This is a genomic window from Paenibacillus periandrae, from assembly GCF_022458865.1.
In the GTDB taxonomy this organism is placed as follows: Bacteria; Bacillota; Bacilli; order Paenibacillales; family NBRC-103111; genus Paenibacillus_S; species Paenibacillus_S periandrae.
The window spans coordinates 205,619-232,045 of record NZ_JAJNMU010000013.1 but is presented as its reverse complement, the minus strand read 5'-3'; the positions used below and the strand labels follow the sequence as shown (position 1 = coordinate 232,045).

Sequence of the window (26,427 nt, the reverse complement as noted above, 5' to 3'; positions counted from 1 at the left end):
AAAATATAATAGTCAGTTTGTGACATTTTTTCTTGCAATAAAAACCCCTCGGGTATACAATGGTTTCAAATGTCAGTTTGTGACACTATTTTATCAAACAGAAGGAGAATACACAATGAAAATCATAGTACTCGGCTCACTTGGCAATATTAATCGTTACTATCTTCCACGCCTCATCGCTGACGGACACGACGTCACGGTCATTACAAGCTCTAGTGATCGTATCGCCAACATCGAAGCGCTCGGTGCCAAATCAGCAGTCGGCTCAAACCGAGACGTCGACTTTCTTACCCGGGCTTTCACAGGCAACGACGTTGTTTATCTCATGATTTCAGGTATCAATCCAACCTCTGGCATCGACATGTGGCAGAGCGCAATCGAGCTCTCTGAAAATTATAAGACCGCCGTGCAAAATTCGGGCGTGAAAAACGTCGTCAACCTCAGCTCAGTCGGCGCCGACAACCCTAACGCTGGCATCCTTTACAGCTATCATTTTGCAGAAGACGCGCTTAACTCGCTTGAAGGCGTGAACGTTGCTCATATTCGTCCTGTCGGCTTTTACAGCAATCTTTTTGCCGACATGCAAAGCCTCAAAACGATGCAAACCCTCTTTAGTCCAGTTTCGGCTAATATCACGCACGGTTGGGTCAGCCCCATTGATATTGCGGACGTCGCTTACGACCTGATTGATCGCACCCCAGCGGGCAAAAGCGCCAAATTCGTCGTTAGCGACTGGGCCACAGGCAACGACTGGCTCAAGGCTCTTGCCGAGAATGGGATCGAAGCCAAATACCAACAAATCCCTGACTTGGCCCTCGTTGAAAATATGATAAAACTAGGCTTCTACGAAGACACCGCTAACCGCTTCGCCCAAATGAGCCGCGCTGGTGAGAGTCCCGATGAATTTTACGCCAGTCTCCGCGCCACCGACTACCACCTTGGCAAAGTCAAGCTCGTAGAATTCGCTAAAGTTTTTGCTGTTGCATACAGGGAGGAGAGACGATGAACCAAACACTTACGGATATTAAAAACAAAGTGTTTTTAATTTCGGGAGGATCGTCCGGAGTAGGTAAAGCAATCGCAACGGGACTAGCCCGACTTGGCGCCAAGGTCGTGATCATCAGCAGAAGTGCGGAAAGTGGAAAAACTGCATTAAAGGATATTTCAGAAGCTACAGGCAACAGCAGGGGAGATTGGGTGGCGGCGGACCTTTCCCTACAGTCATCGATCCGGGAAGTCAGTGACGTGATCAAGCGGAAATACGATCAATTGCATGTGCTTGTTAATGCTTGTGGTGCAGTCTATTTTAAGAAGGAATTGACGGCAGAGGGGATTGATCGTATGTTCGCGGTCAATGTGCTTAGTCATTATCTGCTGACTAACCGGCTGCTCGACATCCTCCAAGAAAGCGGACCTGCACGCGTTATCACAGTGTCGGGTAACCCTAGATTTATGAAGAATCCCGTCATTAACTTCGAGGATATTCAAATGGAGCATCAGTATAGCGGGATGCGTGCAGCCAACCAGTCGCTGTTCGCCAAGACGCTGTTTGCTTTCGAATTGGCAAAGCGTTTGGAAGGAATGGGAGTGACCTCCAACGCTTTTTATCCGGGGTTTGTGAAATCCAATCTTTCGAGGAACGCGCCTTGGTATCTAAGGCTCGCTGCACCTATCATGAACGCAAGTGTCAAAGCAGAATGCGGGATCGGGGTTTATCTGGCGTCTGCGAAAGAAATAGAGCGCGCAAATGGCGTGTTCTTCGATGATAAGAAGCAGATCGTACCGATTCAGACCAAGTTTGACGAAGGAGCGGGTAACAAACTGTGGACCTTGTGCGAAGGGCTGACAAGTTACTAACCGAGCCGCTTGTCTAGCGATAGAGAATGCTTTGTCAAGAACGGAGTGATATCGAGCAAAGGCCATCCCGCAAAAGGAATTCCTTTGTAGAATAAAGGGTCTGGTTTTTTCATGTAATGAATTGTTTAGCGTACGATTTTTTCCGTTTCGTAAGGTGACCCCTTTAAGTCCCTTTTCCTCACCTGATGTACCGCTTTCTCTATTAAGAAGTGGTGTAAACCACGATATAATTACCGTAAACACAGTTTGCTTTAGTAAGTACGCATGATAGTGCGGGTGGCTATGGGGGAAGATTTCTGAGGATGGATAGGGGATGTGCATAGAGCCTTGTTCTGATTAAGAAACCAACATGAATCAAGCTCCTGATCGGGATGGATTCATGTTTTTTCTGATGTATGGTGCATGATATTGGGATAAAGGAGAGTGAACGTGTGAATTTTAAAAGGCTTGCGGTCTTGTGTCTATTGATCGTGGGAGGGATTTCAGCAATCTTGCTATTTAAGTCGACGGAGACCACACAAACAACTGCTGTTAGCATGGAGGGTACGGGAATGATTGAAAAGCTAAAGGACCTGAAAACCTATACCAATAGTATGACATTGATGGCAACAGCCAAGGAGCAATATGCCAACGATCCCCGCAACGGACAATCTTATCCGGCAGGAGATCCTTATATTTTGAAATACAACGGTATGTATTATTTGTATCCCAGCACTCACTTCGGTCTATCAGACGTCCGCGCATGGAGTTCGGTGGATCTGGTGAACTGGAATTACGAAGGCATTGTGGCTAAGGACGACCGTTTAAAGATGGCGTACGCCCCGGAGGTGATTTATTGGAACGGAGCCTTCTACATGGTGACTTCCCCGGATGGAAAAGGACACTATGTCCTTAAGAGCAGCAGTCCAACAGGTCCATTCACTATACAGACGGACAACCTGGGGATGAGCATCGACGGCTCGATTCATATTGACGATGATGGCAAGTGGTATTTCTATCATGCCGGTTCCAAAGGGATTCGCGGGCGGGAAATGATGGACCCCTACACGTTTGGGCCCGAAATGGTTTTAACGGGAACGAGCATGGATCACTGGACGGAAGGGCCAACGCTGATCAAGAGAAACGGAACCTATTTTATGATGGAATCCGGCAATCACCTTATGAGTGCAGGCTACAGGGTGAACTATGCCATCTCCACGAATGGCCCGCTTGGCGATTTTACAACACCTTATAACAATCCTTTAATCATTAGCACCACCAACGATTTTCACGGGCTGGGGCACAGCACAACAGTCATTGGGCCGAATCTGGATTCGTATTACATCGCTTATCACAATAACAAGAATCCGATTGCCCCAGGTGTAGGACATGATCGGTATCTGAATCTTGACAGGCTGGTTTTTAATGGAGATAAATTGGGTGTGCTGGGTCCTACTCATTTTGCACAGCAGGCGCCTGGAAAAGCTGACTTCTCTACATGGATTCAAAAAGAAGGCATGGAAACGAACTGGAACAAGCAATCACATGGAGATGTACAAATCGTAGCGAGCAAGCAGCAGACGGATGCTAGCTTCACTGCGGAATTTAATTTCAAAGCAGATGCTGCCGGGCAAAATGAAAGGGCTTACGCTGGAGCCGTGTTCGGTTACCGGGATGACAAGCATTACGCCATGGCTATTGTTCATGCTGCAGACATGAAGCTGGAGCTGATTCAAGTGATCAATGGGGAAAGACGCACTATGGGAACCGCTGCGTTACCTTCTACCCTGGATCTGTCCAATCTGCATATGCTTCGCATTGAGCAGGATCCATCACTGACCGTTGTTTATTTCGATGGCATGCACAAGCTGGAGCTAAAGCTCGAGGATCTGGGCGCAGGCGGAATCGGTTATATATATGAGGGGCTGACGCTGCATCCCGATTATACGGCCTTTAGCAATGAAGTCAATGGATCAAGTGACTATGACGCCTACAAGCCGCTGCCGGGAAGTGTTGAAGCGGTGCATTACCTGAAAGGCGAGGGCAGAGGGTACCAGATGACCCATGATACAATGTCTCCAAACCCTATACGCCCCGATGATCAAACTCTTATTGGCAAAGTAAAAGACAATTCGTATTACGTTGAGCTGCGCCACATAGGAGACTGGCTGCAGTACAACATTAATGTTAAGGAAGCCGCGACCTATGGAATGGATGTACGATTGATGAATCAGAAGGAAGCGGCGGTATTGGCTGTCTATTCGGATGATCAATTTTTGGGAAATATCGATGTTCCCCTGCCTGCTCTGTATGAGCCTGCTGTATCGGAATGGACTAAAGTAAAAGGCGGCGGCATCCTTTCTCTCAAGTCTGATTTGCATACCTTCAAGCTTAAATTGGTGAAGGGCAGGGCCGATCTTATGGGCTTTGATCTTTACAGGGTTGAAGACAAGCCCGTCCATTTGGTGTATCCTCTTGGTAAGGGCGGTGACTTGGCAAACGGTTTGTTCAGTGACTGGACCTACAACGACAGATGGACCGTCGGTCAAGGGGGGATGAAGTCGGATTCCGATCAAACCAATATGGCGTTTACAGGAAAGACTACCTGGAGTGATTATTCAGTGGAAGCGGAACTTACACTGGGGCTGCATACACAGCCGAACAGCGAGGGTGGCTTACTGATTCGTGTTAGCAATGAATCGGTTCACAAAGCTCAGGTTATCGATAGCTTAACGGGTTACTATATTTCTCTTACTGGCAATCAAATGTCTTTAAAGAAATTAAACTATAATTCCACTCTGCTTCAAAAAACAGATTTAAAATTAGAAAATAATAAAACCTATCATATTCAGGTCCGTGTTCAAGGCAGCCGTATTCAGGTGTTCCTTGACAAGCAATCCAAGCCCAGCATTGATTATGTGGATTTTAATGTATTTACAACCGGCAAGGCAGGCATTCGGTCGGGTACCAAGGGATCATTTATGTTCGATAATATTAAGATTACAAGTAAGTGAACTGCTCGTACGAATTTGCCAAACAGTCCGTCTTCCTTCAGAAAGCGGGCTGTTTAGGATCAAATCATGAAAGCGTTTGAGATGAAGGGAGCTGCCAGTTAATGAAGTTTTTCTCTGTTAAAAAGTTGATTTCGCCCACAAGAAGCATTCAGGGGAAAATCTTTGTTGCATTTAGTCTGGTTACGCTGCTTGGAATCGTTGCTGTGACGAGTATTGTTTATTTGTATATGAGAGAAACCGTTAAGAACAATGCGTTTTCTTCAGTGCTGGATAGCATACGGCAAGCGGACGAATCCTTAAATATCCGACTGGAGGAAATAGATCACTTAAACACGGTTGTCATAACCAATAAAACGGTGCTTGATACGCTGCTAAGCACTACAGAGGAAGCAAGCTACGAGTGGTTTCAAGAACAAAAGCGGATCGAGGAGTTTATGTCCGCTGTCATTGCCTATAAGGGATATATCTCGCGAATTGCTGTCATTGGCTTGAACGAAAAGGTCTTTTTCGTCGGATCTCCTTGGCTTGACAAAAATGTCATAAAAACACCCATGATGGACTATTTAAAACAAAGTAGTTCTCGTCATGTTTATTTTCATCAAACAGGCTCTAATGATTCCATTGTCACCGGCCGCCAGATTCGCTATAACCGGGAAGCGATCGGTGTTGTGTTGTTTGACCTCAATAGTGAGTTTATTAAGAAGATCTATGATGTTAAACCAACCCCGGATAGCATGCTGTTTGTTGTAGACGAAAACAATGAATTCATATACCAACCCAACAATAGCTCGCTTGAAAGGAAAACGATCATCAGGCTAAATCAAGAAATGGTCGGCCTGGGCGCTACGGTCGAAAAGGTGATTGATCAAAAGTCGTACCTTGTCATTAGCCGGAAATCGGATTATACAGGTTGGTCCACGCTGGCGCTCGTTCCTATGGAATCACTGCTAAGTGAAACGGTACGGATCCGCAATGTATTAGCTGAAGTAGCTATTGTTGTATTTATTATTATCTTATTTAGTTCTTTGCAGGTTTCCTCAAGAATGACAAGAAATATTCGAAGACTTAAATCCATGATGATGCATGTAAGTGAAGGGAACATGACGCTGCTGGCCGTAGAGATTCGTTCCAAGGACGAAATCGGTCAGCTGTACCAGGTGTTCAAGAGTATGGTAGAAGAGCTTAAGCGCTTGCTCGAGGGAATAAAGAGGAGCGAGAAGCAGAAGCATGAGGCAGAGCTGGCTGTTTTACAAGCTCAAATCCGTCCTCATTTTCTGTATAATACACTGAATACAGTCAAATATTTGGCCAAATTAAATGGGGTACCGAACATTGAAGAGGTGTCGGAATCCTTGATTGAGCTCATGCGCGGCGTGCTGGGCAATTCCAATGAGTTTCTTACGCTGCAGGAGGAACTGCACTATGTCCGCAGCTATGTAAATATTGAAAAATACAAATACGTGGAACCTATTGATGTCCATATAGAAATCGAGAATGAACAGTTATTGCAGTACCGTGTTTTAAAGTTAATGCTGCAGCCTATTGTAGAGAACGCCATTATACATGGAATTGCTTCTGCTGAGCATGGAGGCTTGGTATGGATTCGGGTATATGAAGAGCAGAAAGAGCTGAGACTCGAAGTCAGGGATAATGGCAAAGGCATGTCCAATGAACAAATTGAGGCTCTGTTTGATATGAACAAGGGCGAAACCTATACACGCTTTAGCGGCATGGGTGTCCGAAATGTACACGAGCGTATAGTTCGATTGTACGGGGAGCCATACGGCGTATTTGTTAATAGTGAGCCTGAGAAGTATACCAAGGTGGAAATCCGATTTCCGCTGCTGCCAGGTACGGAAAGTGTGTGACAGGAGGGATGAAGTATGTTTAAGGTTGTACTGGTTGACGATGAGGCCTTAGCACGCAACGATGTGAAAAGCTTGATTGATTGGGAGAAGCACGGTTTTACAATATGTGGTGAAGCTCATAACGGAGCTACGGCCATTTCCCTCATAGAGCAGCAGGCTCCACATATCGCGATTCTGGATGTGAGTATGCCGATCATGAATGGTGTAGAATTGAGCAGCATTATCCATAACCGATTTCCAAGGGTTAAAATGATTATGCTTAGCAGCTTTGACGATTACGATTATGTGAGAACTTGCCTGATGAACGGAGCGATGGACTATTTACTCAAGCATCGTTTGAACCCGACAGCACTCTTGTCGTTATTGAATAAAGCGGTTCAACATTTGCAGTACGAAGAACGGGAGACTGAGGCCCGCAGTGTTCAAACGAAAATGATAGAGCGTCTAAGTCCTATTATTCTCCGAGAATATGCTGCAAACCTGGCTAGGGAGATACCAGAGGCAGGGGAAGAGCTGCAGCGTTATGCGCAGGAGAATGAGCTCTTTACCCATTCTGTCAATTACGTAACTGCTGCGGTACAAATCGTCCCCTTTTTACTGTTGACAGAGTCTTATACGGATGTGCAAAAGAACCGATTTGTGCAGCAGGTCACAGATGTTATGCAGATGGCGGTAGGGGACATTCATAAGCGGACGGCAGCCTATGTGGGGGAAGGACGCTTTATTGTCCTGTTTTCCTCACCAGAAAGAAGTGAACACACGGTTTCTGCCCAAATGAATCAAGCCATGAGCAGCCTTTCCCATGCTCTGGAGAAGTTTGTAAATTTACAATGTGTGTATGCAATTGGGCCGATATGCGGGAGTTTGCGGCAGCTTGCCGCCAGCTATAGCAGAGCAAACCAGCAGATGAACGACAAGTACTTTCAGGAATTGGGCGCATCTCCCCAGAGAGATACACTGCTTATCGAGGAACAGAAGCAGTTGCTGCTGTTTTTGGAGCAGTTGGACGGGGAAAAGATTCAACAAGTCATCAGATCGATTTTTGCAACGGTCAGCAATCAGCCTTACTACGCCATGACGGTACAAATTATTGTCAGCGAAATGCTTCGTATTGTGGAAAAGTCGCTGAAGCGGCATTTTCCTCATGTAACCATAGAAGGTAACAGGATAATTACTGCGCGGAGTGAGCTTGTACGTTTAAGAAGCGTTAATGAGCTTGAGCAGTGGTTATCGGATTACTATACAAGTATTGTTGATGCTGTAAAGAAGCAGCATGCAGGAGGACCCTACTCTCGTCATATTTCACAAGCTGTTCAATTTATTATGGATCATTATGCTTCGAACATTTCTCTGGAAATGGCGGCAAGTGCCATTAATCTGAATTCTTCCTATCTAAGCAGACTGTTCAAAGAGGAAACGCAAATGACCTTCACGGAGTATTTAAACCGCGTGCGTATTAAATCCAGCTGCCTGCTGATGGAATCCGGTTCCTATTCCATGAAGCACATTAGCAGTCAAGTCGGCTTTACGAACTACACATATTTTTTTAAAGTTTTTAAGATCATTATGGGTATGACGCCGCAGGTGTACATCGATAGTCGGAAACCGTCAAAAAAGTAGAATGGAAAGTCATATATGTGGAGTCCTTTATAGAAACAGTTTGACTATAATAAAAGCATCCTTTAGAAAACGCTTTCTTGGCGTGAAGGTGAGTAACTAAAATAGGGGGAACGAAAGAATGAAGAGAAATTGGGGAACGGTACTGCTTTCTACTGTAGTCGTTTCTGGCTTAACACTTACGGCTTGCAGCCCGGATAATACGAATAAGAAAAACGAGGATAAATCCAAGGCAGAATCGACAAATACGGTAAGTCCAAGCGGATTTCCGATTGTCAAAGAGCCGATTAAGCTGAAAATGTTCACGAGAATAGCGCCAACCAACGGGCCCTTTAAGGAAATGCCGGTGTTTCAGGATTATGAAAAAATGAGCAATATTCAGGTAGAATTTATCGAGGCGCCAACGGATGGTTTTGCTGAAAAAAAGAACCTGTTGTTTGCTGCCAATGAGCTCCCTGATGTGTTGTATCGCTCAGGCCTTACGCCTTTAGAGGCAACTCGCTATGGTTCAGGCGGTCAATTAATCCCACTCGAGAAGTTGATTGATTCTTATGCCCCAAACCTTAAAAAATTAATGGATACGTATCCCGAGATACGCCCAGCCATAACAACACCCGAGGGCCATATTTATGCCATACCGGGTATTGTGACTGTCAACGCAGCCAGAACCGATAAAAAATGGATGAATCAAGCATGGCTGAAAAAACTAAACCTTAAGGAACCTGAGACTACTGATGATCTGTACGAGGTGCTGAAAGCTTTCCGAGATAAAGATCCTAACGGCAACGGAAAGCAGGACGAAATTCCGATGACAGCGCGCAACGGCTTGAGCATCGTGCCTATAATGGCTGGATCTTTTGGTTTGGATTTCCAGTTGGGTTATAACATTAACCTGGAGAATGACAAGGTTAATATTTGGATGGGAAGCGATCGGAATAAGGAGCTGCTGGTGTACTTGAATAAGCTGTATTCGGAAAAACTGCTGGATCAGGAGTTATTCACCCAGAAGGAAGCTCAATATCTGGCTAAGCAAGGTTCAGGAAATACCGGCTTCTTCTTTGACCAGACGAACAATCCCATGCTGGATACTAAAGTTGCAGATCAATATATCGGCATAGCCCCGGTCAAGGGACCGCATGGCGACCGGCTGCAGCTGGCACAACCGGTACCGAGGGATTTTGGAGCTTTTGCCATCACCTCGGTGAACAAAAATCCGGAGGCCACAATGCGTTGGGTGGATTATTTCTATAGCGACGAAGGATCCACTTTATTGCGCTTCGGTCGTCAAGGTGAAAATTATGAATTGCGAAACGGCATTCCCTATTATACCGATGCTTTTTTGGCGACAGGTAATCAATCCAAAATCACTCCATATGCCGGAGGCGGGGCACCGCATCTGATTAGTGACAAGGTTGCTTCCTATATCAATCCGCCGCAGGTCCAGGAAGCTCAAAAGAAGCTCGATCCGTTCATGCCCAAGGTTCGCTATGCAGCTCCCATGTTCGATGAAGCAACGGCTCAAAAAATAAATGTGCTGCGTAACGATATTGATAAATATTACGAGGAGCAGAGCACAAAGTTTATTGCTGGTGCCCTTAGCTTCGATAAGTGGGGAGAATTCCAGACTACCTTGAAGAAAATGAACGTGGAAGAGCTGCAAAAGCTGTACCAGGAAGCTTACGATAACCTCAAAAAGCAAAAATAAGAACACCATGATGGTTGGAGGGCTACAGATGAAGAGTACAGCAAAACCTGCAGGCGTTGCGTTTCGATCCAAATCGAGGCGCTCCAGCCTCTTAAAATCAATAACCAGTCGATACGATCTTTACCTTATGCTGCTCGTTCCTATCGTATGGTACCTTGTGTTTCATTACGGACCCTTGTATGGTTTGCAAATTGCATTTAAAAACTTTAGTCCGGCCAAAGGAATTCTGGGCAGTGCATGGGTGGGCTTTGATCATTTTGAACGCTTTGTAGAATCTTACTATTTCTGGAGACTGCTGTGGAACACCATTTCGATTAACTTGTTTTCCCTGCTGTTTGCTTTCCCTATTCCGATTGCTTTGGCGCTGCTAATTAATGAAATCCGCAGCAAAGCATTCAGCAAGATTGTGCAGAACATTACTTATATTCCCCATTTTATTTCGGTCGTCGTTATGGCAGGTATGCTGATGTTGTTTTTATCTCCGCGTGGAGGTCCTATTAATACAGTGATTCAAGCATTTGGCGGGATGCCTGTTCGATTTCTGGATATAGCTGCCTGGTTCAAGCCAATTTTTATCGGTTCCAATATATGGCAAAATATGGGTTGGCAATCGATCATCTATATTGCGGCGCTTAGCGGAGTTAACCCGCAGCTGTATGAAGCAGCCAAAATGGACGGGGCGAATCGATTGCAGCGCATTTGGCATGTATCCATTCCAGGCATACTGCCCGTTATTGTCATCCTGCTTATTCTCGATGTAGGACATTTTATGAATGTCGGTTTTGAGAAAATTTTATTGCTGCAAAACAATCTGAACCTGGAATCGAGCGATGTCATATCCACCTTCGTCTACTCCACAGGTATTCTTAAGGGGGAGTACAGCTATACGGCTGCAATTGGCTTATTTAATTCAATTGTCAACCTGACGCTGCTGGTGCTCGTGAATCGTTTTGCCCGTAAAAAGGCTGAGACCAGCTTATGGTGAGGAGTGACCGTATGTTGAAAGAGCACAAATTGAAAAAAACGTTATCGGATGAAACGATATTTAATGCCGTCGTAAATGCATTAGCTGTACTTATTTTAGTCATCGTGCTGTACCCGTTAATTTTCATTGTGAGTGCTTCCTTTAGCAATCCTGCATTGGTACTGAATGGCGAGGTGTACCTGCTGCCCAAGCAGATTACGTTGGAAGCCTATCAAAATGTATTTCATAACGAAAAAATATGGAATGGCTATAGTAAAAGTATTTTGTATACGTTTATAGGCACTTTGATCAATATTTTCATGACCACATTGGCTGCCTACCCGCTTTCGAGACCCGACCTGCCCGGACGGGGAGGCATTATGTTTTTTGTAACACTTACGATGTTTTTCAGCGGGGGACTGATCCCATCCTATTTAATTGTCAAAAATTTAGGAATGGTAGATACGATGTGGGCGCTCATTATTCCGGGTGCAATTGCCACCTATAATTTAATTGTAATGAGAACTTATTTTCAAACCAGTATTCCGTGGGAGCTGCAGGAGGCTGCACATATCGATGGCTGTTCGAATTGGAGGCTGTTAACACATGTCATCCTGCCGCTTTCCAAGCCGATATTAGCTGTTATGGTCCTGTTTTACGCTGTAGGTCACTGGAATTCATACTTTAATGCGTTGATCTATATTCGCACCAAGGAATTGTACCCGCTGCAGCTCGTGCTGCGTGAAATTCTTATGGTCAGTCAGGCGGATGCCGTTGACAGTAATGTGGGGCTCGAATCGAAGGTGCTGCTGGCTGAAAGCATCAAATATGTGGTCATCATTATATCCAGCTTGCCCGTGCTGATCATGTATCCTTTTGTACAGCGGCATTTTGTTAAGGGCGTCATGATAGGTTCTCTAAAAGGATGATAAAAGGAAGGAAGTTGTGAGAGGATGGTACTTGCAAGAGCCAAAATACAAGTGAATGCTGATCAAGTCGCCAGCGATACAATTAATCCTTATATGTTTGGACATTTTGTGGAAGATATTCGTGATCATATGGATGCGATGCTGGCTTATCCGTTGAAGGATATGGATTTTGAAAGCGTGGATGGCATCTATAGGGGGCTTTCCGGCAGCTGGCGTCCTTATACCAATGGAAAAAGCACCCTATATGCTCTTGAGCCTGCTGCCAAGCATCATTCGGGTCATAGTCAGCTGGTACGAATGTATAGCGATGACGAGGGTTACGCAGGAATAAGCCAGACTATTGCCGTGAAACAAGATGGGGATGGCTATGATTTGGCTCTGTATGCAAGAGCCTCTGTTGAAATCAGGTTTGTTGTTGCAGAGATTGTGGATGCCATGAGCGGTGAAGTGCTCGGTTCGATACGTATCGATATCACAAGCCATAACTGGGCGCATTATGAGTCACGTCTCACGGTTGGGCGGGATTGCGAGCATGCGGAGTTCAGATTATATGTGCCAACGGAACATGAGCGATGGCTGGATCACGTATCCACGGGAATGCTGTGGATGGATCATATTTCGCTGCTGCCTTCCGACAGCGTAGGCAATGTTCGTAAGGAAGTTATGGATATGACCCGTGATTTAAACGCCGGTATGATGCGGCTTGCCGGGAATTATATTAGTGCTTATCATTGGCAGCAGGCAATCGGCCCTGTGCATGAACGCCCGTGTGTAGTGAATGAAGCGTGGGGCGGATGGACGAATAAATACTTTGGAACGGATGAATTTATTCAGTTTTGCCGTGATTTAAATGTGGAGCCGCTTATTTGTGTAAATGATGGTTCGGGTACGCCAGCAGAAGCGGCTGAATGGGTTGAATATTGTAACGGAGCTGCCGATACGCCAATGGGAAGCTTAAGAGCGGCCAACGGACATATCGAGCCGTATGGTGTGAGGTATTGGGAGATTGGCAACGAAGTATGGGGACCTTGGCAGGTGGGTCACTGCAGCGCTGAGCAGTTTGCTGAACGTTATGCTTGCTTTGCCCAAGCTATGAAGGCTGTTGATCATGGGATTAAGCTGTTGGCCTGCGGAGACGTTCGAATGGATTGGAACCAGACTCTGATAGAGCGAGCCGCAGAGGATATCGATTATTTGACTTTGCATTTATATCATGGGTACTCGCGTTTTGGGATGAATGAGCGTACGCCAAAGGATGAGCGTTATAAGGCAATGGTTTCCTATCCGGAGTGGACAAGGGCATCCATACAGCAATTAAGAGAAATGTTCAGTTCCAATCAACGGTATTCCCATTTGAAATTGGCTATAACTGAATACAATACGATGTATGCTCCGAATACCATTCGTAAGGGTCTCCCCCATGAGCACACGCTGGAAGCTGCGGTTGCCAATGCGGCGAATTTGAATGAATTTATTCGAAATAGCGATTTGGTGGAGATTGGCAGCTTCTCCGACCTTGTCAATGGCTGGCTGGGTGGATGTATCAGGGTGGGGGATTTCTATGCCGATCAGTATCGCGGTAAGTCGACAGGCTGGAGCGGAAAGTCTATGGCTGTCTATGGCACACCGACTTATCATGCGATGAAAATGTATGCAAACCGTGACTTGGGTCATGTAGTAAACAGTCATACCGAATGCGGTACTTTTAAAGTGGATAGTCTTGTGTCTGCCAAACCACAGCTTGATCACCTGCCGGATCTGGACGTCGTGGCTTGTATCAATCGTAATGGAGATAAGCTGACCGTCTTTATAGTCAACCGAAGTCTCGAAGCTGCGTTGACCGAAGTGCAGCTGGCCGGATTCTCAGATTCAGGCACAGCCCATTTATTTGAGTTAACAGCGAATGATTATGAATCCATCAACAGTGTGCACAATCCGGATCTCCTTGTTTGCGTATCCCATGAATTACAATTTTCGCAAAGTCAAGTGAGCTGTCAACTAAGGGCATCATCCGTCTACGTATTGGAAATAACGCGCTAACAGGATGGCGATTGCCATTAGCATAAACAGAGGAGCGAAACGAACGAAATGACGACAAAGAAATATGTGAAAAATTATCCGAGACCACAGTTTGTCAGGGATAACTGGGTTGATCTGAACGGCGAGTGGAGCTTTGGTTTCGATGATGCCAATGAAGGTGAATCCAAGGGGTGGCAGCGAAGCTTCGGCGGGGACGATAAGATAATCGTTCCTTTCACTTACGAGACGGCGGCAAGCGGCATCGGTGAAGAAGCCCACCATTCTTACGTCTGGTACAACAGATCGCTGCACATCCCGTTGGAAGCTGCCGGCAAGCGAATTCTCCTGCATTTTCAAGCGGTTGATTATATTGCGAAAGTATGGATTAACGGCGAATACGTCGGAAGGCATCAAGGTGGTTATTCGGCATTTTCCTTCGATATCGCACCTTTTGTAACCATCGGAGCTTCCAACGAGCTAACGGTCAAGGTGGAAGACAGTATGGACACGACTCAGCCCCGTGGCAAGCAGCGTTGGGTGGACGATAACTTTGAATGCTTCTATGTACAGACGACGGGTATATGGCAGTCCGTTTGGCTCGAGTATGTAGATCGGGAATACGTCGATTCGGTAAAAATTACGCCGGACGTCGATTCTGCAACCGTTCGCTTTGAGTACCAGGTCAAAGGCGACGTCCACTCTGGCAGCAGGCTTCGGCTGGAAACGATTATTACGATGAAGGACCGTCAGGTCAAGCAGGCAAGCTTGGTGATTGATCGCTCTTGGCTGCAATTGGAGGTCGATCTCGTTCACGAAATGAACGGACCGTGGAAACGTTGCTACTGGGCCCCAGGTCGTCCGAATCTGTACGATGTTGAGTTTATTCTGTACCGTGACGATGTCGTGATTGATCATGTCTACTCGTATTTCGGCATGAGAAAAATATCCATCGAGAAGGGCAAGGTACTGCTTAACAATGTTCCGATCTACCAGCGGTTACTGCTGGATCAGGGCTATTGGCCGGACAGCCATTTGACGCCTCCTTCCGAGGATGCACTGATCGCCGATATCGATCTCCTTCTGCAGATGGGGTATAACGGTGTCCGTAAGCACATGAAGGTGGAGGACGCCCGGTTCCTGTACTGGTGCGATGTCAAAGGCGTGCTTGTATGGTCCGAGATGGCTGCAACCTTCGAATTTAACGATAATGCAGTTCAAAATTTTACATTGGAGTGGATGGAGGTCGTTCGCCAGCAGTATAATCATCCTTCCATCATCACGTGGGTTCCGTTCAACGAATCGTGGGGCATCATGAACATTTTCAAGGATCAGAGGCAGCAGAAATTCACTGAATCGATCTACTATTTAACAAAGGCGTTTGATCCGAATCGCCCGGTCATAACTAACGATGGCTGGGAGCATACGGTGTCCGATATATTGACGCTGCATGATTACGTGGAAACAAAGGAGCGATTCCTTAAACGTTATGCGAACAAGGACGAAATCGTGAACAATGAGAAGACCTTCAACCAATGGAAATACGCTTTTGCCGACGGCTACAGCTACAAGGGGCAGCCGATTATCGTCAGCGAATTTGGCGGCATTGCCTTCAAATCTGACAAAGGCTGGGGCTACGGTGGTCAGGTTGGTTCGGAAGAAACGTTTCTTGAACGCTTCCGCGGCATTCATGAGGCTATCAAGCAGACGGATTACATCGTAGGGTACTGTTATACGCAAATTACCGACGTTCAGCAAGAGGTGAACGGGCTCTTGACCGAGGAGCGCAAGCCTAAGGTGCCGATTGACAAGATTAGGGAGATCAATCTTGCCTGACGACAGCGTCTGTTAAGTATGGAACGGCGTCGCGCTCGTAAACTTCCTCTGCTCCTTACGACGCCCAAATAACCAAGGAGGCTTCAACTTTTACCAGCATGAACTAGTTTCCAAGCAACAAAGAAGCCTTAGTCCGGTATTCACCGAATTAAGGCTTCTTGTCATGGTACGAACACGGATTGAAATGTGGGACGCTTATCGCTTATCTTGGTCTTGATCAGGCGTTTCAGGGAGATCCTCTTGTACCTGACTATTTACAAAAGCCTGCTTGTCTATATTGGCTTGAAACGCGATTTTATCTTCAGCCAATTGTTGTATTTTTGCTATTTGTTGACCTTTGTTCAACAAGATCGCCTCCATTTCATCCATAAGGTTCCCTTAAAGGAAAGGAATCATGCAAATCCGTTTATAAATCGCCTTCGTTTCTTTACTCTAATTTAAATTTATCCTTCCATCACATCCGCACCCAATTCGCCTGCAACCTCGATCATTTTGGGAATCACGGCTTCATTGGTGCCGGACACATAAATATCCCCCTGATAATACCGAAATGGGATCTTTGCATCGCCGCAGCTCCACATGAAAAAATCCCCTTCAATGGACATGCTGGTAGAGCCTGTCACCGTAAATACGGAGGTGTAGGAAAAATCGGGTTTGGATGAAAAGTACTTTTTGCACTCTTCTAATGTTATGGTTTTCGCTGAACTTTCATTGTCCTGTAGTGCTCTTGTGATTCGATAACGTTGACTCATTGATATTCCTCCATTATGACTGGATAGCTGGGTCGTGCGCGAGTTCAACGCAGCAGGTACCCTTGTCCAGACTTATTTCATGACTTAATGTCCTAGCTCCACCTTATGTTGATTCGAAGCGGTAATCATGCAAATCAAAATACTGAATACACCACAGATGATATAAGTATACGTATAGTAAGGTGCTGCTTCACCACGGATGAACATCATAGTTGTCATACCAATGGTCGATCCATCGCCTCCACCAAGTATTAATAAATGACCGATTAAGTATATCAATAAACGCTCACTAATTACAGGAATTATACTGACCCATAGTGCGCCAGAGCGTTTTTTGGTCTACAGTTATCTTTAAGTAAAGACTGATTATGAGGAAATAATGTCATACTGACGTGTATCCTATTAGGATATACTATGATGGATGAACTCCATGAGAAGAAAGAGAGTGTGGAAATTTTGAAAATTAGAGCAGCAAGGGAATCCGACTATCCACAATTAAGACAAATATACCTTGAATCCCGTCGTAACAGTTTTGAGTGGGCCAATAAAGAAGAAATGACCTTGGAAGACTTTGATAAGCATACTGAAGATGAGTATATTATTGTAGCAGAAGAAGACGATCGTGTCTTGGGTTTTACTTCTTTGTATTTGCCGGATAATTTTATTCATAATTTATTTGTGCACCCTGATTGTTCAGGAAAGGGTGTTGGTAGTCAATTACTTCATTCTGCCATAGAAAAAATGAATAAACCAATAACATTGAAATGCGTATCTAAAAATCAAAAGGCAATGCAGTTCTACGAAAATAATGGCTGGAAAAAGGTTGTTGAAGAAGGCAGTCCTGATGAAAGGTATTGGGTAATGGTGTTTGAATAATGTAGGGTATGAAGATGTCCTTTCGCTCTGAATGTTTCCGCTAGTCTGCCCTCTCTAAATGCTTTTATTTTAATAAAACTATCAGAAAAATACCATTTTCCTGAATTTTGTTGTCAAATACAGCCGAAAATATGGTTTTTTTGTCGGATATATATTAAAATAACTAAGCATTTTTGTAAATTCTTCCTTTGGAAGAGTAATCATACATTATAGGAGAGAGAGACTTGGGCACAGAGAGAAAGGGTCGACAGCTGCTGCATGTGCTGGCAGCTATTCTAGCAATCCTGCTTATGATGGGGAATCTAGTAGTCATAGCTTCGGATTCGCAAACAGTGAGCAAGGAGATCGTGGATCCCTATCAGGTGTACACGTATGAATTGATGACGCAACAAATTGATCAGCTGGCAGCTGCTTATCCTGAATTAATTGAGGTAAAGTCGATTGGGACAACAGGTTTTGGCCGGGATATTAAGGCGGTAAAATTCGGGAAAGGGGATGCCTCAATCCTTATAGATGGGTCTCAGCATGCCAGGGAATGGATGGGGACCAATCTGATTTTGTATATGATAGACCGTTACGCATATGCTTATGAGCATAATATGAAATATGATCATTATCCTGTTCGTCAATTGCTGGATCAGTGTTCGATCTGGTTTGTGCCAATGGTCAATCCGGATGGTGTGGCACTCCAGCAGGAAGGGCTGAATGCTTTTCCTGAATCGTACCATTCTTATCTGCTCAGTATGAACGGCGGCAGCAACAATTTCAAACGCTGGAAAGCAAATGCGACTGGAATCGATATTAACCGTCAGTATCCTGCGATGTGGACGGGCATTCGTAACTCGCCTCAGTACCCTACATTTAAAAATTATAAGGGCTCCGAACCTGTGGAAACAGCGGAAGCCCTCAGCATGGTACGATTTACATACGAGAGCGACCCGGAAATTGCCCTTTCCTATCATACCTCAGGCGAAGTGTTATATTGGCATTTCAACACGGCTTCGGAATATGTCGCACGCGATAAGAAAATGGCCGATACGATAAGCGCCATGACAGGCTACAGCCAAATCAAGCCGGAAAAGGACCCTTCGGGTGGCGGCTTCACGGATTGGTTTATTGTGCAATTTGGGCGCCCCGGTTTTACCGCTGAACTAGGACCTTATCAAGAAGAAAACGAGCTGCCCCTGTGGACGTTTACTGACATATGGGAGAAAAATCAGTCGATCGGCCTATATCTGGCTTCAGAAGGGTACAAGCTGTGGCGGGAGCGCTACCCGATTGAAAAGGTCGAGGAAAACATTCAACTGCTCGAGCCGGTGCAGCTGTACAATCGCCCCAGTGATTCGTTTCCTACTGGCGGGGAGTTGAAGGAAGCAAAGGTTACAGCGGATGGCCGCATGGGGGATTGGTACCGTATACCAACTTGGCTTGGTCCGAGGTGGGTTCGATTGAATCAAGCCGCTTATCTTCATGGACACAGTGAGAGTTATCCGAATCGCATCAACCTGAAGGACAAGACAGCTATTTATAAGTATCCCAAAGCGAACGAAACAGAGCTGCTCGGCCAATTGGAGCCGCAGGAGGTTGAGACCTTGGAACGCTGGAACGACTGGATATTAATTCGAACCTGGTCAGGTGATGGCTGGATACAGGAGAAGCCATCCCGATCTCCGTCTGAAGCAGTTGTTCGGTGAGGGGCTATTCGATTAAGCAAATCGAGATCATAATCAATGCTGTATTGGCTTAGGTTATGATGAACGCAAATCAGCCCGGCATCATGTATATGATGCCGGGCTGACCATTAATGAAAGAGGAGGGGTATGGATAGAATACCAGTGGTTAATTAAGTTAACCTTAATCACTCGTGAAGGTTATGTGAATTTTGCTATAATACCCATAGTTGGAGTTTTCAAAAGATCAAAATCCATTACGGAAAATCAGGAATCAGGAGTGATTGCGATGCATACCATTCGGCTAGTTAAACCTTCCATAGAATACCGTGAATCCTACATGTCGTTTTATGACGACTGGATAAGCAGCGGTGAAGATATCGTACCCTGGGTCGTTGAAAAAGACCCCAGCGATTTCACGGCCATGCTGGAGTCTTTATATTCAGAGGATAGTGAGGAGAAATTAACCAATCCCCATTGGGTACCTCACTCGACCTACTGGCTGATAAATGAGGACAACCTGCTCGTGGGCGCGGCGAACATCCGTCATCGATTGAATCTGAAACTCCTGAACAGCGGCGGACATATTGGTTATGGAATACGACCCTCTTGTAGACGCAAAGGGTACGCGAGTGCTTTATTGGCTCACTCCTTACAAATCACAAAGGCGATGGGCCTGGATAAGGTGCTGTTAGTATGTGACAAAGACAACATCGGTTCGGAAAAGACCATTCTGAAGCACGGCGGTGTGTTCGAAACCGAATTTGTGATGGATGATGGCAATATCGTCAAGAGGTTTTGGATTGGATGACTTATTTAACGTAATTACGGCTAACCAGGATGTCAGCAAGCACATCGGTTGGAATAACAAATTTCACAAGCCCCATATACCCTGGAGCCACGTCGTATTTATTAAAAGAGATAACCAGTTTACCTTCATCGTTAATATAAAAGTTTTGATCTTTTGTAATGCTTACAAATTCTTCTGTGGGAACTTCATTATTTTCAGTTGAAATCCAATAGATTTTATTAGGATCTTCCTTTATTTGTGCTCTCATCTGTTCCTTAATATTTTCGCTGATTACACTTATATATCGATCATCTTTAAATAGCATAGGCAGGCTCAATAATAGTTGGTTTTTCTTATCGATCGTGTCATATTTCATAGTTGTTGAGGATGAACCTACAGTATTGACTACGTATCTGCCGATAGACAATAGTTGATCGTTGTCCGTTTTCACCTCATACCCTGTATCTAACCCTAAGTGGCCGCCTCCTTTTTTCTTTAATTCTTCGATTTCAGCTTGAAACTGATCATATAGCTGTTTGTTTTCCTTCAAATATTTTTCGTTGAGCTCAAGCTCTAATGCTTTATTATCGAGATTGGTAATGGCGGGGACCTTGACGTCAACATTATAGTTGGGCTCATCAATCTTATACTCTTTAAAAGTGAGCACCTTGACTATACTCTCAACCCCGGGTATTGCAGAAAAAGCATTCGCTACCGTCGTACTGGTGTTGATTCCGATAACAAAAATCAGTGCCGCCGCACTAACTCCAGCTAGCCATTTAGCGGGAATCCGTTTTTTTCTACTATTACGTAAGGCTCGGTTGACGATAAGGCCCAGTTCCTCAGGAATAGGGACTTGCTTGTATTCATCCTGCAGCTTTTTGAATTGAGTATCCATTTATTGTTCCTCCTTGGCAGATTCGTCATTCATAGTGACTCTCAATATTTGAAGTGCCTGATAGAGCCGGGTTTTGATCGTATTGACGTTTTCATTCAAGATCTCAGCCACTTCCTCAATTTTTAAATCTTCAAAATATCTTAGCACGATGACACTACGATACTTATGGGGAAGATTGTCTAACGTTTTTTCCAAATCAATATCGGGATAAATGTCTGCCGCCCCGGGGCTAAAGGATTCGATCGTTTCTTCATCTGCGATTTGAACCTTTTTTTGTTTCCTCAGAAAATCTAAAGAGGTGTACACCACAATTCTGTAAAACCAGCTCTTGACGGCTTCAGGCTTGTTGAGAAGCTCAATGGACGTCAAAGCTTTGTAAATCGAGTCCTGAACAATATCGAGCGCATCCTCTTTATTCTTGACATAGCTGTAGGCCAGTCGGTATACGTTTTCCTTGTGATCGGTGATGCAGCGAGTAAGTAATTGTTCGGTTTTCCTGTTGGGCATGATCAGCAATACCTTTCTCTTTATTGACTACATGATGTCTGTATACAAGTAAGACGTGTGGGCAGCCCGAAAAAGTTTTAACTTGTTATCATCTTTTGCAAAGTAAGGCTCAAAATTCTTTTCTATATCTGGACGGGGTCATGCCTTCCAGTTTATTAAATATACGTGTGAAATAGCCTGCATCATCAAATCCGACTTGACCGGCAATCCAATCGATAGAAGCGGTTCCTTTTGCCAGCAGAAGCTTGGCATGGTCTATGCGTGTTCGGTTCTGAAAATCGGTCAGAGTCATTCCCGCCTCCTTACTGAATTGTCTCGACAAATGAGCAGGATGCACAAGACATTTAGCGGCCAACTGCTTTAGATTTAACGGTTTGCTGAAGTGAACAAGGATATGCTGTGCCGCTTTCTGTACCACTGGAGAATATCCGGTAATGGTGCGGCGGTTAACCAAATCGCAATACTCCTCATACATCACATCCAGCAGTGCATTCAGGGAGTTGATACTGTCACAGCGTTCAATTTGCTTGGAAAATTTCTCGGAGATGTGATGCAGGAAAAACGGCTGAACCTTTCCTCTGGCTGCTGCCATACGCAACAATGTGTTTAAAACAATGAGCATGTTTTTCATGGCCCTGACAGGCTGATTGGGAAAACGGTCAGAAAAATCAAATAAATTTTTGGTTTCCTTCAGGAGATGCCTCAGCATTTTTTTATCCCCATGCTCAACCGCACTCATAAGCTCTTTCTCCAGCTCATATCTGAGCTCAATAACTTTCGTATCCAACTCATCGGGCTGCGCCAAAATATGCTGGATATCGTTGGCATCTAATCGTTCCGACGTAGGCTGTGTGTTTAATTTTCGATAAGGAACATGTTGAATCGAGCCTGCCTGGTTCAAGATATTAACGGCACTTTGGATTCGGGCATTGCTGAGCAGCTTCAAGGAGCGAACGAACTCGCCCATAGCCCTTTGTTTGTTTTGTTCTGTACGGAATAGCGCATTAATTTTGTCCATATCCGGTATCTGCATGAGAAAAGGTCCAACTACCCAAACCGTGGGTTGCTCCTCCTCCAACTCGAAAAATCTGGATAAATAGGTCAGTCCAAATACATTAGTGTATATGCAGCATTGTGTGGGATCCTGCCTGGATTGCCAGCTAAGTCTTAAAAAGTCCTCCTGCTGTGTCTGGAGTAAAAAATTTGGCAATGGCTCATGAATATGCGCCATCTCTACAGAGCCATCGGGAGTCAATATGCTGGTATTCATATCAAGTACATGAAAAAGGGTTAAGCTTGCAGACGTCAGTTGAAAATGCTTGATCACGATCATCCAATCCTTTACATGTGAAATAAGTCCTGATAATGCAATTTACATCCTTCTCGAATGTTTTGAATTTGATTATACTCTTTTTGTAAGCAGTTTCAAGTTGGCATTTGAATTTACGGAACGATGTTATTCATATATTGGAGGGGGAACAATGGAGCAGCATGTCAGTCTGGGGACCACGAAATCCGTGCATACGATGGTGGAAATCAGAAAATTCGGCTTGAGAGATAAACTGGGTTATTTGTTTGGTGATTTCGGGAATGATTTCTTCTTTATTTTAGTAAGCTCTTTCTTGATGGTTTATTATACAGATATTTTTGGTATTAGCGCTGTGACGGTGGGGATGCTCTTTCTGGTAGCGCGTTTATGGGATGCTGTGGCGGATGTTACCTGGGGCCGGTTTTTGGATTCGAGGAAAGCTGGCAAGCACGGCAAATTTAAGCCATGGATATTCCGAATGTCATTTCCGCTTGTCATCTCGGGTGTACTTATGTTTGTGAAAATTCCAGGAATGTCAGACGGATTTTATTTGGCGTATGCTTTTGTATCCTATCTCATATGGGGAACTTTATACAGCACAGTCAATATTTCTTATGGCTCCATGGCATCTGTCATTACGAGTGATCCTGTTGAACGTACAACCTTATCTACATTTAGAACGATGGGCGGCTCGTTAGCGAGCTTAATCATTAATGTAGCGGGGCCTTTGATCTTGTTTGTAGACAATAAGGCAGATGCAAGCCGGTTTACATTAGGGGCTATTATTTTTGGAATACTGTCTATTTCTTGTTATATGGCGTGTTACAAATTATCTACGGAACGGATTGTGACTTCCGAAATCAAGGATCGCAAATCCCATCTCGGCAAAACCTTAAAAGGATTGTTAAGAAACAAACCACTGCTGGCTATTTTAACCGCATCTCTTATTTTTATGATGTGTAACATGCTCTTGGGTGCAGTCAACGTCTATTTGTTTAAAGATTTTTTTGGTCATGCAGCCGTACTAAGCCTGGTTGGTTTTATCCAGATCGGTACCGTATTTATTGCAATTCCGCTAGCCAAACCGTTGGTAGCCAAATTCGGGAAAAAGGAAACAGCCGCTGTGGGTATGTTAATCGCAGGTTTGGTGTATATACTTCTATACTTCCTGCCTCATTTATCCTCTATCTCGTTTATTGCGATTTCAGCAGTTGGTATGTTTGGATATGCATTTTTTAATCTGGTAGTTTGGGCGTTCGTTACCGACGTAATCGATTATCATGAATACGTAACAGGATTGCGCGAGGATGGTACCGTGTACTCAGTGTACTCATTTTCCCGTAAGGTCGGTCAGGCTATTGCTGGCGGGATCGGAGGGGTAGCGTTAACGGCAGTTGGCTATGATGCCACTCACAAGGTGCAAACGCAAAGCGCGCTGGATGGGATTCATACAATTGCTACTCTGGTGCCTGGCATCGTCTTTTTGGTAGTATTTATCATTTTAGTGTTTTTCTATCCCTTAACCAAGCAGCAATCCAAGCAGCTTACTATTGATTTGACAAGTAAAAGGCAAAATCCGTCTTGAAGCATGGCTTAAAAATGAAATTACAAATATAGAGAGTGAGGTAAAATTAATGAAAAACGTAAAAATGGGAATTATCGGCTTGGGAGCAGAAGGCGGATTATATGCTGGATTTTTGGCAGATGGCAAAGTGAAGGGCATGGTGATCGGTGCGATCTGTGACATAGATCCAGCCAAAAAAGCCTTGTGCGCAGACAAGTACCCGGGCATCCCGTTCTATGACAACTATATCGACATGCTGGAGAGCGGAGATGTTGACGCAATTGTGACGTGTGTACCGCATTATTTGCACCCGGAAATGGGAATCGAGGCGCTCAAGAGAGACATTCATGCCTTGGTGGAAAAGCCGGCAGGTGTGTATACGAAGCAGGTCCAAGAATTAAATGACTTTGCAGCGACCAAACCTGAGCTGACCTTTGCGATTTTCTTCAATCAAAGGACGAATCCGTTGTACCAGAAGCTGAAGGAGTTGATTGATCAGGATGAAATTGGCGAGATTCGCCGGACAAACTGGTTGATTACAACCTGGTGGAGACCGCAGGGCTACTATGAGCAAAGTGAGTGGAGAGCAACCTGGAAAGGCGAGGGCGGAGGTGTGCTTGTCAATCAGGCGCCGCATCAATTGGATTTGCTGCAGTGGATTTGCGGAATGCCAAAGAAGGTATATGCGAATGTAAAATACGGCTACCAAAGAACGATTACCGTTGAAGATGAAGTTACCGCGATGTTTGATTACGAGAATGGAGCGACAGGCGTATTTATTACGTGCACGCATGATGTTCTCGGTACAGACCGTTTTGAAATTTTAGGCGATAAAGGTAAAATCGTCGTGGATGACAGCAAGAAGATTACGATCAAACGTCTCATGAAGCCCGAGCCTGAAATGAGCTCAACGATGAGCATGCAGGATGTAATGAAAATTTTCATGGGTCAAAGCGCATCTGAAATCTACAGCGAAGAAGTGCTTGAATTTGAAAGTGTATGGGGCGCTCAGCATATCGCCGTATTGGAAAACTTCGCTGCCAATATTAATGATGGCACACCTTTAATAGCAGCAGGCAGTGAGGGTATTCATGGAGTCAGGCTGGCGAACGCGATCCATCTGTCGGGATTTTTGGGTCAAGAAGTCGAGATTCCATTCGATGAAGAGCAATACGTAGCTGAATTAAATAAAAAGATTGAAGAAGAACAACAAATGGAGGTATCCAAATGAAAAAGGGTAAAATCGGAGTACAAATGATGATGCTCAAAGGGAAAGTGGAGCAAATCGGTGTTTATGAGACAATGAGAAAAATAAATGAGCTCGGGTATCACTGTGTAGAGATTTCTCAAATTCCGATGACTGCCGACAACGTGTTAGAGCTTAAGAGAGCCAGTGCAGATTTCAACATTACAATCGCTTCACTATCTGCAGCTTTAGAACCGATGATGCCCGGTATGCCCGGAGAGACTTTAGCTGCTGATTTCGATAAAATTGTAAATGACTGCAAAACCTTGAATTGCAACTTTTTACGTATTGGGATGCTGCCATTAACAACTATCGGTAATAAAGATAAAATCATGGAATTTGTCAAAAAAGCAGATGCAGTAGCAGAGAAACTGGCGGCTCATGGTATTGAACTATACTATCACAACCACCATATCGAGTTTCAAAAGTACGATGGCGAATACTTGATGGATATTATCAAAAACAATACAACTCATCTTGGTTTTGAATTTGATATTCACTGGATTCAAAGAGGCGGGGAAAATCCTATCACGTTTATTAAACAATATGCGGGACGAATTGCCTTGATCCATTTGAAGGATTACCGGATCGGCCAGATCGATATGAGCGCTTTAGCAGGCGGATTTGATATGGGTAAATTCATGCAGGCCTTTACGAATGTTGTTGAATTTGCCGAGGTTGGCGAAGGTAATCTTGATATCAAAGGCATTATGGAGGCTGCGCTTGAAAGCGGCTCACAGTATTTCCTGGTAGAGCAGGATGACGTATACGGACGTGATCCGTTTGATTGCTTGAAGACATCTGCGGACAACCTGAGAAAGATGGGCTATGCCGATTGGTTTTAAATTTGCACTAATTTAATTTAGAGGGCTGCCGCAGGGCAGCCTTTTTAGTATGTCGTTCAGCAGAAGCAGTCAGGTGGGGAGGAGTGTTGATCAGTTGGTGATTATTTAATAAATTTTAAATTTATCGTTAGATTTTTTAGTAATGGAACGTTATTTAGATATACAACAAAATTTGGAATTCAAAT

General features: G+C 44.6%; 22 protein-coding genes. 16 read left to right on the top strand and 6 right to left on the bottom strand.

The genetic code is table 11. The features are described 5' to 3' along the window. Positions 1-115 precede the first annotated feature (115 nt). The 10 genes from LRL21_RS22820 (at position 116) to LRL21_RS22775 (ending at position 15,785) form a co-directional block, all read left to right on the top strand. Positions 116-1,006, top strand: coding sequence for an NAD(P)H-binding protein (locus LRL21_RS22820; RefSeq protein WP_240418088.1), 891 nt, complete (start codon positions 116-118; stop codon positions 1,004-1,006). Then, positions 1,003-1,857: an SDR family NAD(P)-dependent oxidoreductase gene (locus LRL21_RS22815; RefSeq protein WP_240418087.1), complete on the top strand. Its 855-nt coding sequence runs from the start codon at positions 1,003-1,005 to the stop codon at positions 1,855-1,857. The genes LRL21_RS22820 and LRL21_RS22815 overlap by 4 nt, the downstream gene beginning before the upstream one ends. A gap of 551 nt (positions 1,858-2,408) precedes the next feature. Further along, positions 2,409-4,850 carry a family 43 glycosylhydrolase gene (locus tag LRL21_RS22810; protein WP_240418086.1) on the top strand — a complete coding sequence of 814 codons (2,442 nt, stop codon included), beginning with the start codon at positions 2,409-2,411 and terminating at the stop codon, positions 4,848-4,850. 101 nt (positions 4,851-4,951) lie between these two features. Then, on the top strand, positions 4,952-6,718 hold the full coding sequence (locus tag LRL21_RS22805) for a cache domain-containing sensor histidine kinase (RefSeq protein WP_240418085.1): 1,767 nt from the start codon (positions 4,952-4,954) through the stop codon (positions 6,716-6,718). A 15-nt stretch (positions 6,719-6,733) separates the two neighbouring features. Further along, entirely contained in the window at positions 6,734-8,338 is a 1,605-nt protein-coding gene (locus LRL21_RS22800) for a response regulator (protein ID WP_240418084.1), read from the top strand. A gap of 118 nt (positions 8,339-8,456) precedes the next feature. Beyond that, positions 8,457-10,040: an extracellular solute-binding protein gene (locus tag LRL21_RS22795; RefSeq protein WP_240418083.1), complete on the top strand. Its 1,584-nt coding sequence runs from the start codon at positions 8,457-8,459 to the stop codon at positions 10,038-10,040. 28 nt (positions 10,041-10,068) lie between these two features. Then, a complete protein-coding gene (locus LRL21_RS22790; RefSeq protein ID WP_240418082.1) occupies positions 10,069-11,025 on the top strand; it encodes an ABC transporter permease in 957 nt (318 codons plus the stop codon). Positions 11,026-11,036: 11 nt separating this feature from the next. Further along, positions 11,037-11,933, top strand: coding sequence for a carbohydrate ABC transporter permease (locus LRL21_RS22785; protein WP_240418081.1), 897 nt, complete (start codon positions 11,037-11,039; stop codon positions 11,931-11,933). A gap of 24 nt (positions 11,934-11,957) precedes the next feature. Next, the gene (locus LRL21_RS22780) at positions 11,958-13,973 is read left to right on the top strand and encodes an alpha-L-arabinofuranosidase C-terminal domain-containing protein (protein ID WP_240418080.1); all 2,016 of its coding nucleotides are present in this window, start codon (positions 11,958-11,960) and stop codon (positions 13,971-13,973) included. Between the two features lie 48 nt (positions 13,974-14,021). Then, the gene (locus tag LRL21_RS22775) at positions 14,022-15,785 is read left to right on the top strand and encodes a glycoside hydrolase family 2 protein (RefSeq protein ID WP_240418079.1); all 1,764 of its coding nucleotides are present in this window, start codon (positions 14,022-14,024) and stop codon (positions 15,783-15,785) included. Positions 15,786-15,980: 195 nt separating this feature from the next. Here LRL21_RS22775 and LRL21_RS22770 read toward each other — a convergent pair whose 3' ends face one another. The 3 genes from LRL21_RS22770 to LRL21_RS45760 all read right to left on the bottom strand — a co-directional run bounded on the left by LRL21_RS22770 (position 15,981) and on the right by LRL21_RS45760 (position 16,756). Continuing rightward, positions 15,981-16,130, bottom strand: coding sequence for a hypothetical protein (locus LRL21_RS22770; RefSeq protein WP_240418078.1), 150 nt, complete (start codon positions 16,128-16,130; stop codon positions 15,981-15,983). 98 nt (positions 16,131-16,228) lie between these two features. Then, a complete protein-coding gene (locus tag LRL21_RS22765) occupies positions 16,229-16,537 on the bottom strand; it encodes a hypothetical protein (protein WP_240418077.1) in 309 nt (102 codons plus the stop codon). Between the two features lie 84 nt (positions 16,538-16,621). Then, a complete protein-coding gene (locus LRL21_RS45760) occupies positions 16,622-16,756 on the bottom strand; it encodes a hypothetical protein (RefSeq protein ID WP_275900850.1) in 135 nt (44 codons plus the stop codon). Between the two features lie 237 nt (positions 16,757-16,993). On the opposite strand from LRL21_RS45760, the gene LRL21_RS22760 reads away from it, so the two are divergent. The 3 genes from LRL21_RS22760 (at position 16,994) to LRL21_RS22750 (ending at position 19,894) form a co-directional block, all read left to right on the top strand. Further along, positions 16,994-17,413, top strand: a complete 420-nt coding sequence (locus tag LRL21_RS22760; protein ID WP_420832480.1) for a GNAT family N-acetyltransferase — start codon at positions 16,994-16,996, stop codon at positions 17,411-17,413. Between the two features lie 224 nt (positions 17,414-17,637). Continuing rightward, positions 17,638-19,107, top strand: a complete 1,470-nt coding sequence (locus LRL21_RS22755; RefSeq protein ID WP_240418075.1) for a M14 family zinc carboxypeptidase — start codon at positions 17,638-17,640, stop codon at positions 19,105-19,107. 265 nt (positions 19,108-19,372) lie between these two features. After that, a complete protein-coding gene (locus tag LRL21_RS22750) occupies positions 19,373-19,894 on the top strand; it encodes a GNAT family N-acetyltransferase (protein ID WP_240418074.1) in 522 nt (173 codons plus the stop codon). Position 19,895: 1 nt separating this feature from the next. Here LRL21_RS22750 and rsiV read toward each other — a convergent pair whose 3' ends face one another. From rsiV to LRL21_RS46340, 3 genes are all read right to left on the bottom strand, one after another. After that, positions 19,896-20,771, bottom strand: coding sequence for an anti-sigma-V factor RsiV (rsiV, locus tag LRL21_RS22745; protein WP_240418073.1), 876 nt, complete (start codon positions 20,769-20,771; stop codon positions 19,896-19,898). Further along, positions 20,772-21,278, bottom strand: a complete 507-nt coding sequence (locus LRL21_RS22740) for an RNA polymerase sigma factor (protein WP_275900849.1) — start codon at positions 21,276-21,278, stop codon at positions 20,772-20,774. A 109-nt stretch (positions 21,279-21,387) separates the two neighbouring features. Continuing rightward, positions 21,388-22,605 carry a helix-turn-helix transcriptional regulator gene (locus LRL21_RS46340; RefSeq protein WP_240418072.1) on the bottom strand — a complete coding sequence of 406 codons (1,218 nt, stop codon included), beginning with the start codon at positions 22,603-22,605 and terminating at the stop codon, positions 21,388-21,390. A gap of 154 nt (positions 22,606-22,759) precedes the next feature. Between LRL21_RS46340 and LRL21_RS22730 the strand changes: the two genes are divergently transcribed. The 3 genes from LRL21_RS22730 to LRL21_RS22720 are packed head-to-tail and all read left to right on the top strand — an operon-like array spanning position 22,760 to position 26,242. Continuing rightward, positions 22,760-24,172, top strand: a complete 1,413-nt coding sequence (locus LRL21_RS22730; RefSeq protein WP_240418071.1) for an MFS transporter — start codon at positions 22,760-22,762, stop codon at positions 24,170-24,172. Positions 24,173-24,221: 49 nt separating this feature from the next. Next, positions 24,222-25,382, top strand: a complete 1,161-nt coding sequence (locus tag LRL21_RS22725) for a Gfo/Idh/MocA family protein (RefSeq protein ID WP_240418070.1) — start codon at positions 24,222-24,224, stop codon at positions 25,380-25,382. Next, positions 25,379-26,242, top strand: a complete 864-nt coding sequence (locus tag LRL21_RS22720; RefSeq protein ID WP_240418069.1) for a sugar phosphate isomerase/epimerase family protein — start codon at positions 25,379-25,381, stop codon at positions 26,240-26,242. The genes LRL21_RS22725 and LRL21_RS22720 overlap by 4 nt, the downstream gene beginning before the upstream one ends. The last annotated feature ends 185 nt before the right edge of the window (positions 26,243-26,427 follow it).

Excerpts from the sequence above, each read along its gene's own strand:
- LRL21_RS22820 (WP_240418088.1), top strand. The coding sequence starts at position 116 with ATGAAAATCATAGTACTCGGCTCACTTGGCAATATTAATCGTTACTAT.
- LRL21_RS22815 (WP_240418087.1), top strand. The coding sequence starts at position 1,003 with ATGAACCAAACACTTACGGATATTAAAAACAAAGTGTTTTTAATTTCG.
- LRL21_RS22810 (WP_240418086.1), top strand. The coding sequence starts at position 2,409 with ATGATTGAAAAGCTAAAGGACCTGAAAACCTATACCAATAGTATGACA.
- LRL21_RS22805 (WP_240418085.1), top strand. The coding sequence starts at position 4,952 with ATGAAGTTTTTCTCTGTTAAAAAGTTGATTTCGCCCACAAGAAGCATT.
- LRL21_RS22800 (WP_240418084.1), top strand. The coding sequence starts at position 6,734 with ATGTTTAAGGTTGTACTGGTTGACGATGAGGCCTTAGCACGCAACGAT.
- LRL21_RS22795 (WP_240418083.1), top strand. The coding sequence starts at position 8,457 with ATGAAGAGAAATTGGGGAACGGTACTGCTTTCTACTGTAGTCGTTTCT.
- LRL21_RS22790 (WP_240418082.1), top strand. The coding sequence starts at position 10,069 with ATGAAGAGTACAGCAAAACCTGCAGGCGTTGCGTTTCGATCCAAATCG.
- LRL21_RS22785 (WP_240418081.1), top strand. The coding sequence starts at position 11,037 with ATGTTGAAAGAGCACAAATTGAAAAAAACGTTATCGGATGAAACGATA.
- LRL21_RS22780 (WP_240418080.1), top strand. The coding sequence starts at position 11,958 with ATGGTACTTGCAAGAGCCAAAATACAAGTGAATGCTGATCAAGTCGCC.
- LRL21_RS22775 (WP_240418079.1), top strand. The coding sequence starts at position 14,022 with ATGACGACAAAGAAATATGTGAAAAATTATCCGAGACCACAGTTTGTC.
- LRL21_RS22765 (WP_240418077.1), bottom strand. The coding sequence starts at position 16,537 with ATGAGTCAACGTTATCGAATCACAAGAGCACTACAGGACAATGAAAGT.
- LRL21_RS45760 (WP_275900850.1), bottom strand. The coding sequence starts at position 16,756 with ATGACAACTATGATGTTCATCCGTGGTGAAGCAGCACCTTACTATACG.
- LRL21_RS22750 (WP_240418074.1), top strand. The coding sequence starts at position 19,373 with ATGCATACCATTCGGCTAGTTAAACCTTCCATAGAATACCGTGAATCC.
- rsiV (WP_240418073.1), bottom strand. The coding sequence starts at position 20,771 with ATGGATACTCAATTCAAAAAGCTGCAGGATGAATACAAGCAAGTCCCT.
- LRL21_RS22740 (WP_275900849.1), bottom strand. The coding sequence starts at position 21,278 with ATGCCCAACAGGAAAACCGAACAATTACTTACTCGCTGCATCACCGAT.
- LRL21_RS22730 (WP_240418071.1), top strand. The coding sequence starts at position 22,760 with ATGGAGCAGCATGTCAGTCTGGGGACCACGAAATCCGTGCATACGATG.
- LRL21_RS22725 (WP_240418070.1), top strand. The coding sequence starts at position 24,222 with ATGAAAAACGTAAAAATGGGAATTATCGGCTTGGGAGCAGAAGGCGGA.
- LRL21_RS22720 (WP_240418069.1), top strand. The coding sequence starts at position 25,379 with ATGAAAAAGGGTAAAATCGGAGTACAAATGATGATGCTCAAAGGGAAA.